Annotated in this window: 12 protein-coding genes and 3 pseudogenes; 1 reads left to right on the top strand and 14 read right to left on the bottom strand. The window is 43.6% G+C overall.

Going from position 1 to position 15955, the window contains the following annotated elements; all coding sequences use genetic code 11:
- Positions 1–112 precede the first annotated feature (112 nt).
- Positions 113–3838, top strand: a complete 3726-nt coding sequence (strH, locus tag HMPREF1115_RS06620; RefSeq protein ID WP_000764183.1) for an LPXTG-anchored beta-N-acetylhexosaminidase StrH — start codon at positions 113–115, stop codon at positions 3836–3838.
- A 57-nt stretch (positions 3839–3895) separates the two neighbouring features.
- On the opposite strand, the gene purB is transcribed toward strH, so the two are convergent.
- The 14 genes and pseudogenes from purB to purM form a co-directional block, all read right to left on the bottom strand.
- Positions 3896–5194 (bottom strand): adenylosuccinate lyase, encoded by a 1299-nt coding sequence (gene purB, locus HMPREF1115_RS06615; RefSeq protein ID WP_000610737.1) that lies wholly within the window; start codon positions 5192–5194, stop codon positions 3896–3898.
- 253 nt (positions 5195–5447) lie between these two features.
- Positions 5448–7178, bottom strand: a complete 1731-nt coding sequence (locus tag HMPREF1115_RS11870) for a serine/threonine-protein kinase (RefSeq protein ID WP_232610110.1) — start codon at positions 7176–7178, stop codon at positions 5448–5450.
- A 3-nt stretch (positions 7179–7181) separates the two neighbouring features.
- A pseudogene (locus HMPREF1115_RS12270) lies at positions 7182–7406 on the bottom strand (hypothetical protein); the annotation flags it as partial.
- A 19-nt stretch (positions 7407–7425) separates the two neighbouring features.
- Positions 7426–7692, bottom strand: a complete 267-nt coding sequence (locus HMPREF1115_RS06610) for a hypothetical protein (protein WP_000568773.1) — start codon at positions 7690–7692, stop codon at positions 7426–7428.
- A 1-nt stretch (position 7693) separates the two neighbouring features.
- Positions 7694–7786 (bottom strand): annotated as a pseudogene (locus HMPREF1115_RS12375) (phosphoribosylaminoimidazole carboxylase); the annotation flags it as partial.
- Positions 7743–8480 (bottom strand): aspartate/glutamate racemase family protein, encoded by a 738-nt coding sequence (locus tag HMPREF1115_RS06605; RefSeq protein WP_000848595.1) that lies wholly within the window; start codon positions 8478–8480, stop codon positions 7743–7745. The gene HMPREF1115_RS06605 and the pseudogene HMPREF1115_RS12375, both read right to left, overlap by 44 nt.
- A gap of 3 nt (positions 8481–8483) precedes the next feature.
- Positions 8484–8710, bottom strand: a pseudogene (locus HMPREF1115_RS06600) (phosphoribosylaminoimidazole carboxylase).
- Between the two features lie 260 nt (positions 8711–8970).
- A complete protein-coding gene (gene purK, locus HMPREF1115_RS06595) occupies positions 8971–10062 on the bottom strand; it encodes a 5-(carboxyamino)imidazole ribonucleotide synthase (RefSeq protein WP_000099036.1) in 1092 nt (363 codons plus the stop codon).
- Positions 10049–10537 (bottom strand): 5-(carboxyamino)imidazole ribonucleotide mutase, encoded by a 489-nt coding sequence (gene purE, locus HMPREF1115_RS06590; RefSeq protein ID WP_025170993.1) that lies wholly within the window; start codon positions 10535–10537, stop codon positions 10049–10051. The genes purK and purE overlap by 14 nt, the downstream gene beginning before the upstream one ends.
- A gap of 234 nt (positions 10538–10771) precedes the next feature.
- On the bottom strand, positions 10772–12034 hold the full coding sequence (purD, locus tag HMPREF1115_RS06585; RefSeq protein ID WP_000772217.1) for a phosphoribosylamine--glycine ligase: 1263 nt from the start codon (positions 12032–12034) through the stop codon (positions 10772–10774).
- Between the two features lie 122 nt (positions 12035–12156).
- Positions 12157–13704, bottom strand: coding sequence for a bifunctional phosphoribosylaminoimidazolecarboxamide formyltransferase/IMP cyclohydrolase (gene purH, locus HMPREF1115_RS06580; RefSeq protein WP_000161904.1), 1548 nt, complete (start codon positions 13702–13704; stop codon positions 12157–12159).
- Position 13705: 1 nt separating this feature from the next.
- Complete coding sequence (locus HMPREF1115_RS06575) at positions 13706–14170, bottom strand: GNAT family N-acetyltransferase (RefSeq protein ID WP_000571268.1); 465 nt, start codon at positions 14168–14170, stop codon at positions 13706–13708.
- Between the two features lie 44 nt (positions 14171–14214).
- A complete protein-coding gene (purN, locus tag HMPREF1115_RS06570; protein WP_000717492.1) occupies positions 14215–14766 on the bottom strand; it encodes a phosphoribosylglycinamide formyltransferase in 552 nt (183 codons plus the stop codon).
- Positions 14763–15785: a phosphoribosylformylglycinamidine cyclo-ligase gene (gene purM, locus HMPREF1115_RS06565; protein WP_001284586.1), complete on the bottom strand. Its 1023-nt coding sequence runs from the start codon at positions 15783–15785 to the stop codon at positions 14763–14765. Before purM ends, purN begins: the two co-directional genes overlap by 4 nt.
- Positions 15786–15955 lie beyond the last annotated feature (170 nt).

The following is a 15955-nucleotide window of genomic DNA, read 5'->3' as shown; positions in this document are numbered from 1 at the left end:
ATTTATTATAGTTCTTATATAAACCCACTTGACATTTTACTCCTTAGATAATAAAATAAAATTGGTTTTATGTAAACGCTATCATATATGATAATAACAAGGAGGTTTTGTCATGAAACTAGAAAAGAAACAGCGCTTCTCCATTCGTAAATACGCGGTTGGGGCAGCTTCTGTACTTATAGGATTTGCTTTTAGCACACAAGTCGTATCTGCCGACGGGATTACTCCAGCTCCAACAGCTGAAGAAACTGTTCAAACTATTCAGGAGAGTCCACAAGCAGTCAAAGAAACTGTAGACTCCAAAGTTCCAGAAAAACTGGAAGAAAAGGCTGACAAACCTGTAAAAGAGGAGGTCAAAGAAGACCAGGAGGATCCTCGAACAGTTGCTCCAAAAACAGAAGAGTCAAGCGCACCAGTTGTGACAGAAAATGCTACTCCAACTCCTACTGCCGAGAAAGAGAGCCCTGCCCCAGCTGAAACTCCTGCTGAAAGCACTTCTTCAGAAAAGAAAAATGAAGCCGTCACACCTGCAGTAGCCACTCCTAGCACGGAACGAGCAGCTCAGGTAAATGAAAAACTGGCAAAACGAAAAATGATCTCAATCGACGCTGGACGCAAGTATTTCTCTCCAGACCAACTCAAAGAAATCATCGACAAAGCCAAACACTACGGTTATACTGATCTTCATCTACTAGTTGGAAATGACGGCATGCGTTTTATGTTGGACGACATGAAGATCACAGCAAATGGCAAAACCTATGCCAGTGAAGATGTCAAACGTGCACTCGAAAACGGAACTGATGCCTACTACAAGGATCCAAACGGCAACCATTTGACAGAAAGTCAGATGACGGACTTGATCAACTATGCTAAAAATAAAGGCATTGGTCTCATCCCAACTGTAAACAGCCCTGGTCACATGGATGCGATTTTGCATGCCATGAAAGAATTAGGTATTCAAAAACCGAACTTCAACTACTTTGGTAAGGAATCTGCTCGTACCGTTGACCTTGATAATAAAGAAGCGGTTGCATTTACCAAAGCTCTGATCGACAAGTATGCTGCTTACTTCGCTGGCAAATCTGACATCTTCAATATCGGACTGGACGAGTACGCCAATGATGCTACAAACGCTAAAGGCTGGACTGTCCTTCAAACACAAGGAAAATATAGTAAATTCATCACTTACGCTAATGACCTTGCTCGCATCGTCAAATCTCACGGCCTTAAACCAATGGCTTTCAACGATGGCATTTACTACAATAGTGATACTAGTTCTGGTACTTTTGACAAAGACATTATCGTTTCTATGTGGACTGGTGGATGGGGCGGATACGATGTCGCTTCTTCTAGATTTCTAGTTGAAAAAGGCCACCAAATCCTTAATACCAACGATGCTTGGTACTATGTTCTCGGACGAAATGCCGATGGCCAAGGCTGGTACAACCTTGACCAAGGGCTCAACGGTATCAAGAGCACTCCAATTACTTCAGTACCAAAATCTGAAGGGGCGGATATCCCGTTCATCGGCGGTATGGTAGCTACTTGGGCAGATGACCCAGCTCAACGTTATTCACCATCACGCCTCTTCAAACTCATGCGTAGCTTCGCAAATGCCAACGCTGAATACTTTGCTGCCGACTATGAGTCTGCTGAGCAAGCCCTTAAAGAAGTGCCAACAGACCTTGACCGCTATACTGCAGAGAGTGTCGCAGCTGTCAAAGAAGCTGAAAAAGCCATTCGCTCACTCGACAGCAACCTCAGCCGTGCCCAACAAGGCACCATTGACCAAGCAATCGCAAAACTCCAAGAAGCTGTAAGCAATTTGACCTTCACACCAGAAGCTCAAAAAGAAGAAGACGCAAAACGCGAAGTTGAAAAACTTGCCAAGAACAAGGTAATCTCCATCGATGCCGGACGTAAGTACTTCACACTTGACCAACTCAAACACATCGTAGACAAGGCGAGCGAGCTCGGCTACTCTGATGTGCATCTTCTCCTAGGAAATGATGGACTTCGCTTCCTCCTTGACGACATGACCATCACAGCTAACGGCAAAACTTATGCAAGCGATGATGTCAAGAAGGCCATCATCGAAGGAACAAAAGCTTACTACGATGATCCAAACGGAACTACTCTTAGTCAAGCTGAAATCACTGAATTGATCGAGTACGCAAAATCAAAAGGCCTCGGACTCATCCCAGCAATCAACAGCCCAGGTCACATGGATGCCATGCTCGTCGCTATGGAAAAGCTTGGAATCAAGAATCCTCAAGCCAACTTTGACAAGGTATCCAAAACAACTATGGACCTTGAAAACGAAGAGGCGATGAACTTTGTCAAAGCCCTCATCGGCAAGTACATGGACTTCTTTGCAGGCAAGACTAAGATCTTTAACTACGGTACAGACGAGTATGCCAATGATGCCACCAACGCTCAAGGCTGGTACTACCTCAAATGGTATGGACTCTATGGTAAGTTTGCTGAGTACTCTAACACCCTTGCTGCTATGGCTAAAGAAAGAGGCCTTCAACCAATGGCCTTCAACGATGGTTTCTACTACGAGGACAAGGATGATGTTGAGTTTGACAAGGATGTCATCATCTCTTACTGGTCTAAGGGATGGTGGGGTTACAACCTTGCAACGCCTCAGTACCTAGCAAGCAAAGGCTATAAACTCCTTAATACCAACGGAGACTGGTACTATGTTTTAGGCAATCACAAAGCAGACGAAGCCTACCCACTATCAAAGGCGATTGAAAACTCTGGTAAAGTGCCATTTAACCAACTTGCTTCTACCAAATATCCAGAAGTAGACCTTCCTACTATTGGTAGTATGCTTGCTATCTGGGCAGATAAACCAAGTGCCGAGTACAAGGAAGAAGAAATCTTTGAACTCATGACTGCCTTTGCAGACCACAACAAAGACTACTTCCGCGCTAACTACAATGCACTCCGTGAGGAACTTGCTCAAATCCCTACTAACTTGGAGGGATACAGCAAAGAAAGTCTTGATGCCCTAAATGCAGCTAAAGAAGCTCTCAACTACAACCTCAACCGTAACAAACAAGCCGAGTTAGACGCTCTCGTAGCCAAACTCAAGGCAGCCCGCCTAGGCCTTAAACCAGCAGCAACCCACTCAGGAAGCCTCGATGAAAACGAACTAGCTGCCAATGTCGAAACCAAACCGGAACTCATCACAAGAGCAGAAAAGATTCCTTTTGAGGTTATTAAAAAAGAAAATCCGAACCTCCCAGCTGGTCAGGAAAAAATCATCACACCAGGTGTAGAGGGCGAACGCACTCATTACATCTCTGTCCTTACTGAAAATGGGAAACAAACAGAAACTGTCCTAGATAGCCAAGTAACCAAAGAACCTGTGACCCAAGTGGTTGAAATCGGCGCCCCTATTACTCACAAAGGGGATGAACACGGTCTTGCTCCAGCCGCAGAGGCAAAACCAAGACTGGACATCCAAGAGGAAGAGATTCCGTTCACTACCGTGACACGTGAAAATCCGCAATTACCACTCGGACAAACGCAAATCGTCGTTGCTGGAGTAAATGGTCGCCGTACGATTTTCTACTCTGTCAGCACCACTGCTGACGGCAAGGAAGAAAGAATCCTTGTCAATAGTGCGGTATCGCAGGAAGCGGTCGCTCAGGTGGTCGAAGTCGGAACTGCCGTTGAGAAAGCTGAGCAAGCTGAAACAACTACTAGCAAAGCAGAAGAAAAACAACTCCCTGCAACAGGAAGCCAAGAATCTGCAGGCTTGGTCGCAGTAGGACTCATGGCCACACTAGCAGCCTACGGACTCACTAAGAGAAAAGAAGATTAAGCCCCTTCGACAAGCATACAAAAAAGCGAGATTGAATCTCGCTTTTTATTGTTAGGATTAATCACCGAGTCCGATACGTTCAAAGATATCATCCACACGTTTAGTGTAGTATGCAGGATTGAAGATTTCGTCGATTTCTTCTTGAGTCAGGCGTGATGTCACTTCTGGATCTGCTTCTAGCAGTGGTTTAAAGTCTACTTGGTTATCCCAAGAGTAAGCCGTTTTCGGTTGAACAAGGTCGTAAGCTTGCTCACGGGTCATGCCTTTTTCAATCAAGGTCAACATAGCACGTTGGCTGAAAATCAAACCAAATGTAGAGTTCATGTTGCGGATCATGTTTTCTGGGAAGACTGTCAAGTTCTTGACGATATTGCCAAAACGGTTGAGCATGTAGTCGATCAAAATGGTCGTATCTGGTGTGATGATACGCTCAGCTGATGAGTGAGAGATATCACGTTCGTGCCAGAGGGCAACATTCTCATAGGCCGTAATCATGTGACCACGGATAACACGCGCCAGACCTGTCATGTTCTCAGAACCGATTGGGTTGCGTTTGTGAGGCATTGCTGAAGACCCTTTCTGACCTTTAGCAAAGAACTCTTCCACTTCACGTTGTTCTGATTTTTGCAGACCACGGATCTCCGTTGCCATACGCTCGATTGAAGTCGCGATACTCGCAAGAACTGCAAAGTACTCAGCGTGAAGATCACGAGGAAGGACCTGTGTCGAGATTTCTTGAGCACGGATACCCAATTTGTCGCAGACGTATTGCTCTACAAATGGTGGGATGTTGGCAAAGTTCCCAACCGCACCAGAAATCTTACCAGCTTCCACACCAGCAGCCGCATGCTCGAAACGCTCGATGTTACGCTTCATTTCACTGTACCAAGTCGCTAATTTAAGACCAAAAGTTGTCGGCTCAGCGTGCACACCGTGGGTACGCCCCATCATGATGGTGAACTTGTGCTCCTTAGCCTTGTCAGCGATGATGTTGGTGAAGTTTTCAAGGTCACGACGGATGATGTCATTGGCTTGCTTGTAGAGATAACCATAGGCAGTATCTACTACGTCAGTAGAAGTCAAACCATAGTGAACCCACTTGCGCTCTTCACCAAGAGTCTCAGAAACCGCACGTGTGAAAGCCACCACATCGTGACGCGTCTCCTGCTCAATCTCTAAAATACGATCGATGTCAAAGTCCGCCTTTTCGCGAATCAAAGTCACATCTTCCTTAGGGATTTCTCCCAATTCAGCCCATGCCTCGTCAGCCAAGATTTCCACCTCAAGCCAAGCACGGTATTTATTTTCTTCACTCCAAATGTTCGCCATTTCGGGGCGAGAGTAACGGTTGATCATAATTAAGATACCAAGGGCGACTAGAAAGCAACTGAATTTTAGGAAACCAACGACAGACGCTTGCGTCCTAGGAGATTTATCTAAATTCCGAGCTGTCTGCCCGGGTTCAGTTCTGCAAACTAGATGCCCATTTCCTTTCTTTGTTTACAATTAGGAAGTCCATAGCCCGTATTCAGTTTTGATGAATACGAGTTCCCTTGTTCCTTCCTATATTTTTAGCTTATTTCGAGCGTTTAAACAACTACTGAAAATTTTAATTTATTTTCTTAAAACCAAGTATCTTTGCTAAAATTGAATCAATCTCCCAAGAGATTTTTAAGTCCAGAATAATTTCATCATCAATGACTTTAGATTTTTGAATAATATCATCATTGAAATCTAACCACAGATTATGATTTGATTTTGTTATATTCGATGCAAAGTCTTTAAAATTTTCAAATTGATGTTCATCTGCAAATATAAATCTAATAGTTTTATCATCAAGATAATCATATGACATAGCCCATTGGTTTATAACCTCTTGACAAATCAATTCAATCTTCTCATATTGAATTCTTTCAAATTCAGTATCTTTTTTAAACAAAGACAACTCTGTCTCATTGTCTGAATATGTCAATGTTCTATCCCAATTTATCACAATATTATCTTCTAATTCACTCTGTTCAATACCCAGTTCTAATAAAAACGTCCTTAACCAAAGTATAGGTGCATTTTCTACGTGATAAAACAGATTTTCAAACATCCATTTTTCATCTTCAATTTGTGTTAGAATCTCTTCAGCATGATAATCTAAACATGCTGAAAAATATTTTTTTATTTGTCCATAGAGCTCATTTCCTGAAACCATATATGTGTTGAGAACCCTCTCTAATCTATCATAAAGATCTTGATGCTCTCTTTCGTCAAGAAATGAAAGAGATGGGCCACTTTCATATTTAGCTTCATAGATGAATTTTTCACGACAAATATCTAAAATTTTATAACCTGCAGCTAATTTTTTTAAGTAAGGCGAGACACTAAATCCAATATTTTTATGGTAATTCAACTCATATTGTTTAGCGATATCATCTAGCTTAAATTTAGTCGCAAAATAAACATCTTTAGTAGCTTGGTTTAAAATATTCTCTAGTTCCTCAGGAGATAAATCTTCTGGAAATCCGTCCTCTAAATCCGAACTAAGGTAATCTAAGTCTTCAGACAGAGTTTCTCTAGCTTCTTTCAATAAACTTAAAGCACAATTAATACTTATTCTTTTGTCAACATCCTGCCTTAACATCTTTTTGACTATATTATCAAGTTTAAATAAAAATGGATACTCATCACTTATTAACCGAGGATTGTCACCGTGAGCGACTCTTTTAGTGAAACACTCATTAATAATTAATCCAAATGAATAAATGTCCGCTGCTCGAGTCACATTTTGAGCATTACCTTTAATATATTGTTCAGGAGCCAGATATACTCTGTTATTTAACAAATCATTTTTCTTAGTTAGATTAGAATCTTTGAAATGTGCAATACCAAAATCCGTTAAAACTAGATGTCCGTCGTCTGCAATCAATACGTTTTCTGGCTTTAAATCCCTGTGTATAATACCTTTGCTATGAATGTACTTTAAAGCTTCTCCAAGTTCAATAATAATGTTAAAAATCTGCTCATAATCTAATAATTGGGGAATGATCTTTTTTAAATCATTTTCATAGAATGGCATGATACTGTACTGAACTTCTTCACCATCAATCAATAACTCTCCATAATTAGGTTTGATAACATTGGGATGATCTAATTCTTGAACACTTTCAATTTCCTGTTTATATCTTTTAACTCTATCCCTTCTTAATTCTTTAATAATTTTGATAGCATAAAGATTTTGTTCTTTCTCCGCTTTGTATACAGTACCTTCTCCACCTTCTTTTGGATCTTCACCACTAATAGTATAGCCAAGTTCTAAAAGTTTCTTTTGTAATTTTTTTAATTTTACCATTTTTTCAAACTCTTCTTTCCCAATCCATACAGACGGGTAGTGATCTAGTGTATTCAAATCAGTATCCAATGGCAAATCATAAATTGCTAAATAGTTTTCGGGGTATTGAGCAACTAGCTCTTCATACTTAGCCTTCACTTTTTCGTGATTGTTACTAGCATACAAAACTTCTATAACTGCTCCAGTCTTATCCTTCTCAACAAAAGCATTGACAATGATTTGAATCATAGATTTTCTCCATTAAATTCTAAAAATTTTCTTCTTCCTCAGGATCTTCGTAAGCAAAAAATTCAATCGAAAGTTTTATAGGACGGCTCGTTAATCCAAAACTCTTTATATAATCATAGACCTCATCATCATCGCGCGTATGCTCTATTATTAGTTGATTATTTGTTCTCGCTACAATATGAATTCCTTCTGCATCTGGAATTTCTGGAATGACTACATCATCCGCATAAGTAAATGTTAGAGTAGTAATATCATCTTCAAATACATCATCAAATTCTTCTATCATCCTAAAAATCAATCCTTTCCCCTAATTCAACCACACTATCCAGTACATCACTAAACAAAGTCACATGCTCCATCTTTCGATTGTACTGAATCTCTATAATCATTCACCGCCCACTCCGCTGCTTTCTCTGCATGGATTACCGTGGTGTCGTAGAGAGGCAGATCAGTATCGAATTGTTTGATGAGAAGGCCTATCTCGGTACAACCCAAGATAACAGCTTCAGCGCCTGCTTTTTTCAAATCATCTATAACGGCAAGATAAGTCTGCTTTGAGCTTTCTTTGATGTCCCCTAGGCAGACCTCGTCATAAATAATTCGATTGACCTCTGTAATTCCAGCTTGGTCTGGAATCAGCACTTCTAACCCAGACTCTATTAATTTCTCCTTGTAAAAATCTTGAGTCATGGTGTACTTGGTCCCTAGGAGGCCGACTTTTTGAATACCGTCAGCCAACAAGGCCTGCGCAGTTGCCTGCGCAATATGCAAGATTGGAATCATAATCTTTTCTTGTATCTGCGGAGCAACCTTGTGCATGGTGTTGGTACAAATAACAATGAAATCTGCACCAGCTTGCTCCAAGCGATGAGCAACATCTGCCAACAGTTGACCGCTTTTCTCCCAGTCCCCGACTGCTTGATAATGCTCAATCTCTGCAAAATCAACACTGTAAAGCAGAATTTTAGCAGAATGCAGACCACCCAGCTCTTTTTTGATGGTTTCGTTAATGATTTGGTAGTAAGATGTGGTGCTTTCCCAACTCATACCACCAATCAGACCGATAGTTTTCATAGACTAATTAAACTCCTCCTTGCTTATCGCCACCGACGGATAGTGTGGCAAACTACTCAGATCTGTATCCAATGGCAAATCATAGATAGCCAGATAATTGTTTGGATATTGAATCTTTAATTCCTGATATTGGCTTTTACTTTTTCATGGTCGGCACTGGCAAAGAGCACTCCCACAACAGCAATTTCTTTGCCTTCTTCCACAAAAGCGTTTACGATGATTCGAATCATAAACTAGTCTCCATTTAGCTTTAAAGATTATCATTTTTTGAGTCTTCATGTATAGAAAATTCAAATGAAATTCTCTCAGTATGTCTAGGAAGGCCGTAACTACTCAGATAATCCTTAACTTCCTTCACGGAACAAGAATATTCTAAGACTAGCTGATTGCCAGCTCTCTAAAATATGAATCCCCTCTCTATCCGCAATCTTAAGTCAGTGTAACGGTCGTTATTTCATCATCTAGCAATTCATCAAATTCTTCTGTCATTTTAAAAATCAATCCCCTCTCCAAACTCAACTACACTATCTGGTTCATCACTAAACAAAGTCACATGCCCCATCTTACGGTTGTGCTTTGCTTCTATTTTACCATACAGGTGGAGGTGGGCGCTGGGATTTTCTGTAACATATTTTTCGGCAGCCTCGACATGCTGACCAAGAACATTGAGCATAACGGCTGGTGCATGAAGGTGGATTGCTGGAAGTGGCACTCCTAGAACACCCAAGATATGCGTGTCAAACTGGGAGAAGTCACAGGTTTCGATTGAGTAGTGGCCAGAGTTGTGTGGCCGTGGGGCAATCTCATTGACGATTATATCATCAGCCGTCGCAAACATTTCCACACAGAGGGTTCCAGACAACTTGAGCTGTTCAGCGATTCGCACTGCCATTGCCTTGGCTTTTTCAGCTAAACTTTCTGAAATGCGAGCTGGCACAATGGTCTTAGACAGGATATTGTTGCGGTGGATATTTTCCTGAACTGGGAAGACTGTCACATCCTTGCCATTTCCTGATACGATGACAGAAATCTCAAGGTCGAAGTTGACAAATTCTTCCAAGACACAGTCTGCTGAGTCAGCTAGCGCATAGGCTTCTGCCAAATCTTCTACTGAGCGAATGACCTTTTGTCCATGGCCATCGTAGCCACCAGTCGCAGTCTTGAGGACATAGTTTTTCGACAGGTCCATATCTGCCAAATCTTGGCTTGAGGCCACAACCTTGTAAGGTGCAACAGTGACTTTGGCCTTGTTTGAGAGGAAGTCTTTCTCAAAGATCCGGTTTTGAGAGATGCGAAGCAGGTCGGTACCTTGAGGGAGTTGTCCATCCTTGATGACAGCATCCAGACCGTCAGCATCTACATTCTCAAATTCATAGGTGAGGACATCGCAACGCTCAGCCAACTGACGGAGGGCATCTACATCGTTATAAGGCGCCACGATGATTTCCGCCACACGAGAAGCCGGGCAATCCGCCGCAGGATCCAGCGCGATAACCTTGTGCCCCATGTAGATAGCAGAAATGGCCATCATCTGCCCAAGCTGACCGCCACCGATAATTCCGATTGTTTTAGATGAGCTCATTTGTAGACTCCTCTGCGATTTTTCCTTGCTCCTCTGCGAAATCTGTCAAAGCTGTCGCGATAGCTTGATCCTCTACTGAGAGGAGACGGAGGGCAAAGAGGGCCGCATTTGTCGCTCCTGCTTCACCGATAGCCATAGTCGCAACAGGCACGCCACCCGGCATCTGTACGATAGAATAGAGCGAGTCCACACCACTAAGGGCACGTGATTTAACTGGTACACCAATAACTGGAAGGGTTGTTTTAGCAGCCACCATTCCTGGCAAATGGGCTGCCCCACCTGCACCTGCGATAATGACCTTGATACCACGACTACGAGCTTCTTCAGCATGTCTGAACATGAGGTCTGGTGTACGGTGGGCAGAGACAACCTTCTTTTCGTAGGCTACACCGAAACGGTCTAGGACTTCGGCAGTTTTTTGCATGGTTGACCAGTCGGATTTTGAGCCCATGATGATGGAAATTACTGGTTTAATCATAATTTTTCCTTTTTCTTCCTTTTTTGATAATGGTCTTAGGTGGTGGGGACGTAAGCGACCGCCTAGGGCGTTCCATTACTAAAACTGGAGCCTGAGTCTCCAGTTTTCCGCTCCTAGTAGCTTTGCTACTAGGAGTTCCACTACTGTGACGATTATCCTTATACTAGCTCGCTAACGCTCGCAAGTTATGCGACCATTATCGGGTTTGGCGACTCAGTCGCTTTTGAAATTTTATTTGTTCGCCTTGCTACCGATATCCGTACGGTAAAAGAGGCCTTCTGTGTTTTGTTGGGCGAGTTCACTGTAAATAATGTTTTGTCCGTCTTTGACGGTATCGGCTGTGGTGACGAGCATATAGACACGTCCGCCATTTGACAGCAGTGATCTGCTATTTTCCGAAAACTTAGCTCCGGCATAGTAAGTGATGATGTTGCCCTCTGTTTTTGCTGGCAATGCAACACCTTTTTCATAGTCTAGCGGGTAGCCGTTTGACGCGACAACTACACCAAGTGTCACACCCTTGTCCGTCCAGGTGATGTTTGGCTCCTTACCATCGAGGATATCCGTAATATTTTGTGCAAAGTCAGATGTCAGACGAGGCAAGATAATTTGCGTTTCTGGATCTCCGAAACGAGCGTTAAACTCGATAACCTTAGGTCCATCAGCTGTCAAGATAAGCCCCGCATAAAGAACACCAAGATAGGGGCGCCCTTCCTGGATCATGCCCTCAAGGACTGGCTTGACAATAGTCTCAACCGCTGTATCAACTACATTCTGTGGTAAGTGTGGAACTGGCGCATAGGCACCCATACCACCCGTGTTAGGCCCTTTGTCGCCGTTATAGGCACGTTTGTGATCCTGAGCCGTTGGCATGATGTAGAACTTGTCACCATTGACAAAAGCAAAGAGAGAGAACTCTTCGCCTTCGAGGAATTCCTCGATAACCACACGCGCACCTGAGTCACCGAATTTATTGTCCAAAAGCATCTCGTGAGTTGCTTCGACTGCTTGCACAACCGTTTCAGCAACGACGACACCTTTCCCAAGGGCCAAACCGTCTGCCTTGACTACGATTGGAGCGCCTTTTTCTTCGATATAGGCCTTGGCTTCCTCAAAGTCAGAAAATGTGCCATAGGCTGCTGTCGGAACGCCGTACTTGACCATGATTTCCTTAGCAAAATCCTTGGACCACTCCAGCTCCGCTGCCAATCTTGTCGGACCAAAGGCTTTGAGACCAGCTGCATTGAACTCATCCACAATCCCAGCCGCAAGGGCGTCATCTGGACCAATGAAGGACCAAGCAATATCGTTGGCTTTTGCAAACTCAATCAATTTAGAATGTTCGGAAATAGAAATATTTACCAATTCCAGACCATCCAGAGTCATCCCGTCATTCCCAGGAGCTACAAAGACTTTTTCAACGTCTTTTGACTCAAGCAACTTCTTAGCAATGGCATGTTCACGACCACCCGAGCCGACAACTAACAGCTTCATCTTACAACCTCTTTTGCGAATTATTTACTAATATTATAACACAAACGTTCGTTTTAATCTTGTTTTGCTCCGCGTTTTTACGCAAAAAAAGGAAAGAAACTGTTTTCTTCCCTTTTATTTTCTTAATGTCTAAAATGTCTCACGCCTGTAAAGACCATAGTCAAGCCGTATTTGTCAGCAGCTTCAATAGACTCTTGGTCACGAACTGAGCCACCTGGTTGGATGATGGCTTTAATGCCTGCTTTAGCAATTTCTTCCACGTTATCTGCAAATGGGAAGAAGGCATCAGAAGCAAGCACAGCGCCGTCAAGGCGGTCTTTAGCTTGGTCAATCGCAATACGAACAGAAGCCACACGGTTGGTTTGTCCTGGGCCAACACCGAGTGTCATGTGATCATTGGTCACGATGATACCGTTTGATTTGACGTACTTAATTGCTTTCCAAGCGAACTCAAGAGCAGTCGCTTCTGTCTCGGTTGGCTGGCGTTTGGTCACCACTTGCCAGTCAGCTGGGCTTTCCTTGACCACGTCTTGATTTTGAACGAGGAGCCCACCGACTACACCTGTGTATTCTGCCTCTACCTCACTAGCATCTTGAGCATCAAATGGCAAGGCAAGGATGCGCAAGTTTTTCTTTTTATTGGTTAAAATGGCTAGCGCTTCATCCGTATAGCTCGGTGCGATGATGATCTCGAGGAAAACGCCGTGCATCTTCTCAGCTGTCGCAGCATCCACCTCACGGTTAAGGACGACAATTCCACCAAAGATAGACACTGGGTCAGACTCATAAGCATAATCCCAAGCAGTTTCGATGTCATCAGCTTGACCAATTCCACATGGGTTCATGTGTTTGAGAGCCACAACGGTTGGACGGTCTTTGAAATCACGAATGATACGAATCGCCGCATCAGCGTCACGAATATTGTTGAATGACAATTCCTTACCGTTGAGCTGTTTTGCTGAAGCAATCGAGTAGTCAGTCGGCAAAGCTTTTTGGTAGAAGTCGGCATCCTGTTGAGGATTTTCCCCATAGCGCATGGCTTGCTTGAGGTCATAGGTCAAAGTGAGTTTTTCTGGTTTTGCTTCGCCCACTTGAGCTGTGAAGTATTCCGCAATCAAAGCATCATAAGCCGCAGTGTGACGGAAAACCTTGGCTGCCAAACGTTGACGAGTTTCATAAGTCGTTTCACCATTTGCTGCCAATTCGTCCAAAATCACAGCATAGTCAACAGGGTCTACCACAACCGTCACGCTGGCATGGTTTTTAGCTGCTGAACGAAGCATAGATGGCCCACCGATATCGATGTTTTCAACCGCAACCGCGTATGTCACGTCTGGTTTGAGAATCGTTTCCTTGAATGGGTAAAGGTTGACTACAACAAGGTCAATCAATTCGATCTTATTGTCCTTAGCCGCTTGAAGGTGACTATCCAAGTCACGACGAGCGAGGAGCCCACCATGGATATTTGGATGGAGGGTCTTAACACGACCGTCCATCATTTCTGGGAAGCCCGTCACATCATCAATTGCAATGGTCTCCACCCCAGCATTATCAAGGGTAACCTTTGTCCCACCTGTCGAGATAATCTCCCAACCGAGTTTTTTAAGTTCTTGGGCAAATTCAACAATGCCCGCTTTGTCTGAGACGCTGATTAAGGCCTTTTTCGTCATTCTATTCCTCTTTCTTTAGATCCAAGCGCATAGCGACTTCGTTATTTTCTTCTATAAATCCTGTTTCCTGAAAACCCAGACTAGTCAACAGGTGCTTCATTTTTTCATTTCCAACCACATAATCTGCGGTAATATGACTGCAAGCTCTATCCATCTGAGCCTCTTTGATTAGAACTTCCAAGGCTTTTCGACCATAACCTCTTCCTTGGTACTGCTGACCAATCATTATCCGCCAGATAAAGTATTCCGCTTCATCCTTGTCTATTTCTAGCAGGAGAAAGCCAACCACTTGCTTATCCCAATAGATTGCCATCGGAAACACATCTTCGTTTTTCCGGTAGAGCCATGCATCAGCTAAAGAGCGCACATTTGGAGCTACGAAACGTGCTCGTTCATCAGCTTCTGATATTTTCAAATCCAGCACTGCCTGAAAACTGCTCTCATCTACCAATTTCAGTTCAATCATTTTTTCTCCTAGCAAGATTGCGCAATCAAAACTTGATTTACCTCTTACCTTCTCTCCACTCCCAAGTTATCCAACACCTCTGGATACAACTTGTACTCAGCCTCATGAATGCGAGCTTCAAAGCTATCCATGGTATCATCAGCTAGTCGTGGTACGCGTACTTGTTTGATGACCTTGCCTGTATCCACACCCGAGTCCACCCAGTGAATGGTCACGCCAGACAGGTCTACGCCAGCATTCCAAGCGTCCTCAATTCCATGAGCTCCTGGAAATTCGGGCAGGTAGGCTGGATGAATGTTGATAATTCGACCTTCATAAGCCGCCAATAAGGTTGGGCCGACGATTTTCATGTAGCCGGCGAGGCAAACCAAGTCAATCTGGTGTTCTTCCAAGAGTTCGACAAGGGCTGCTTCGTAGTCTGCCTTGTTCTCAAACTCTTTGAGTTCAAAAGCATAGGACAGGACGCCGAGCTTTTCTGCACGCTCGAGCACATAGGCGTCACGATGGTCTGAAAAGACAAACTCCACCGGAAACTCTTCGGCAATCACCTGAAAATTTGAGCCATTACCAGAGGCAAAAACCGCTATTTTTTTCATTTGATGATGACACTTTCGTTTTCTTTCTTGACGATACGACCAATTTCATAGACTGGTTCATCCAGCAATTCCTTGACACGACCTACATTTTCAGGGCTAACTGCCAGCATGAGTCCCACACCCATATTGAAGATTTCAAACATTTCTTCATGCTTGATTTCACCGTATTTTTCAAGTGCTTTGAAAATCGGAAGCACTGGAACCTTGCTTTCCTCAATCTCTGCAGCCAAATCATCTGCAAACATACGAGGGACATTCTCGATAAAACCACCACCTGTGATGTGGGCAATACCGTTGACCAGCTCTTCCTTGATGAGAGGCAAGACAGCCTTGACATAGATACGAGTCGGTTCAAGAAGAACTTCTTTGAGTTTCTTTCCTTCCAATTCTGGCAAGACTTCCTCACCTGTGTAGTCGGCAAAGACACGACGAACCAGAGAGTAACCATTTGAGTGAATCCCACTTGACGCAAGTCCGAGAAGAACATCACCTTCTGCCACCTTTGAACCGTCAATGATTTGAGATTTTTCTGCCACACCGACCGCAAAACCAGCCAGGTCATAGTCATCTTCGCCATACATACCTGGCATTTCAGCTGTTTCCCCACCGATGAGGGCTGCGCCTGCCTGCACACAGCCTTCTGCCACACCAGCAACGACTTGTTCTAGTTTAGCTGGTTCATTCTTGCCAGTCGCTACATAGTCAAGGAAGTAAAGAGGCTCCGCACCTGCAGCGATGATGTCATTGACACACATGGCCACACAGTCCTGCCCAATCGTATCATGCTTGTCGTACTTGATGGCCAGCATGAGCTTGGTTCCGACACCGTCAGTCCCTGAGATCAAGACCGGCTCTTTGACACCTGTTTTTGAAAGGTCAAACATGCCACCGAAACCACCCAGAGCTCCCATGACACCCGCACGCTCCGTGCGAGCCACATGCTTTTTGATCCGCTCAACAACTTCATAACCCGCTTCAACATCTACACCCGACTGGGCGTACGCATTTTTATTTGCCATTTTATTTTTCCTTTTCTTTGAGAAGATTGCGACGTATTTTTAGATAAACAATTATTTTATCTAAAAATACTAGTCAGGGCTCTAGCTTTGGTCCCATAGGGCAAAGCGTCTACTGACAAATGCTTTAGCTTTTAGTCAGTAGCGAGACGTGGCGCATAAGCATTTTTATT

Origin of the sequence: Streptococcus oralis SK610, from assembly GCF_000257455.1 — a bacterium.
Lineage (GTDB): Bacteria > Bacillota > Bacilli > Lactobacillales > Streptococcaceae > Streptococcus > Streptococcus oralis_CB.
The sequence above is the reverse complement of the archived record's forward strand: the minus strand, read 5'-3'. Positions and strand labels throughout refer to the sequence as shown.

What these genes read in the sequence shown, in the direction of transcription:
- strH (WP_000764183.1), top strand. Translation starts at nt 113, where the DNA reads ATGAAACTAGAAAAGAAACAGCGCTTCTCCATTCGTAAATACGCGGTT.
- purB (WP_000610737.1), bottom strand. Translation starts at nt 5,194, where the DNA reads ATGATCAACCGTTACTCTCGCCCCGAAATGGCGAACATTTGGAGTGAA.
- HMPREF1115_RS06610 (WP_000568773.1), bottom strand. Translation starts at nt 7,692, where the DNA reads ATGATAGAAGAATTTGATGATGTATTTGAAGATGATATTACTACTCTA.
- purH (WP_000161904.1), bottom strand. Translation starts at nt 13,704, where the DNA reads ATGACGAAAAAGGCCTTAATCAGCGTCTCAGACAAAGCGGGCATTGTT.
- purK (WP_000099036.1), bottom strand. Translation starts at nt 10,062, where the DNA reads ATGAGCTCATCTAAAACAATCGGAATTATCGGTGGCGGTCAGCTTGGG.
- HMPREF1115_RS06605 (WP_000848595.1), bottom strand. Translation starts at nt 8,480, where the DNA reads ATGAAAACTATCGGTCTGATTGGTGGTATGAGTTGGGAAAGCACCACA.
- purD (WP_000772217.1), bottom strand. Translation starts at nt 12,034, where the DNA reads ATGAAGCTGTTAGTTGTCGGCTCGGGTGGTCGTGAACATGCCATTGCT.
- purM (WP_001284586.1), bottom strand. Translation starts at nt 15,785, where the DNA reads ATGGCAAATAAAAATGCGTACGCCCAGTCGGGTGTAGATGTTGAAGCG.
- HMPREF1115_RS06575 (WP_000571268.1), bottom strand. Translation starts at nt 14,170, where the DNA reads ATGATTGAACTGAAATTGGTAGATGAGAGCAGTTTTCAGGCAGTGCTG.
- purN (WP_000717492.1), bottom strand. Translation starts at nt 14,766, where the DNA reads ATGAAAAAAATAGCGGTTTTTGCCTCTGGTAATGGCTCAAATTTTCAG.
- HMPREF1115_RS11870 (WP_232610110.1), bottom strand. Translation starts at nt 7,178, where the DNA reads ATGGTAAAATTAAAAAAATTACAAAAGAAACTTTTAGAACTTGGCTAT.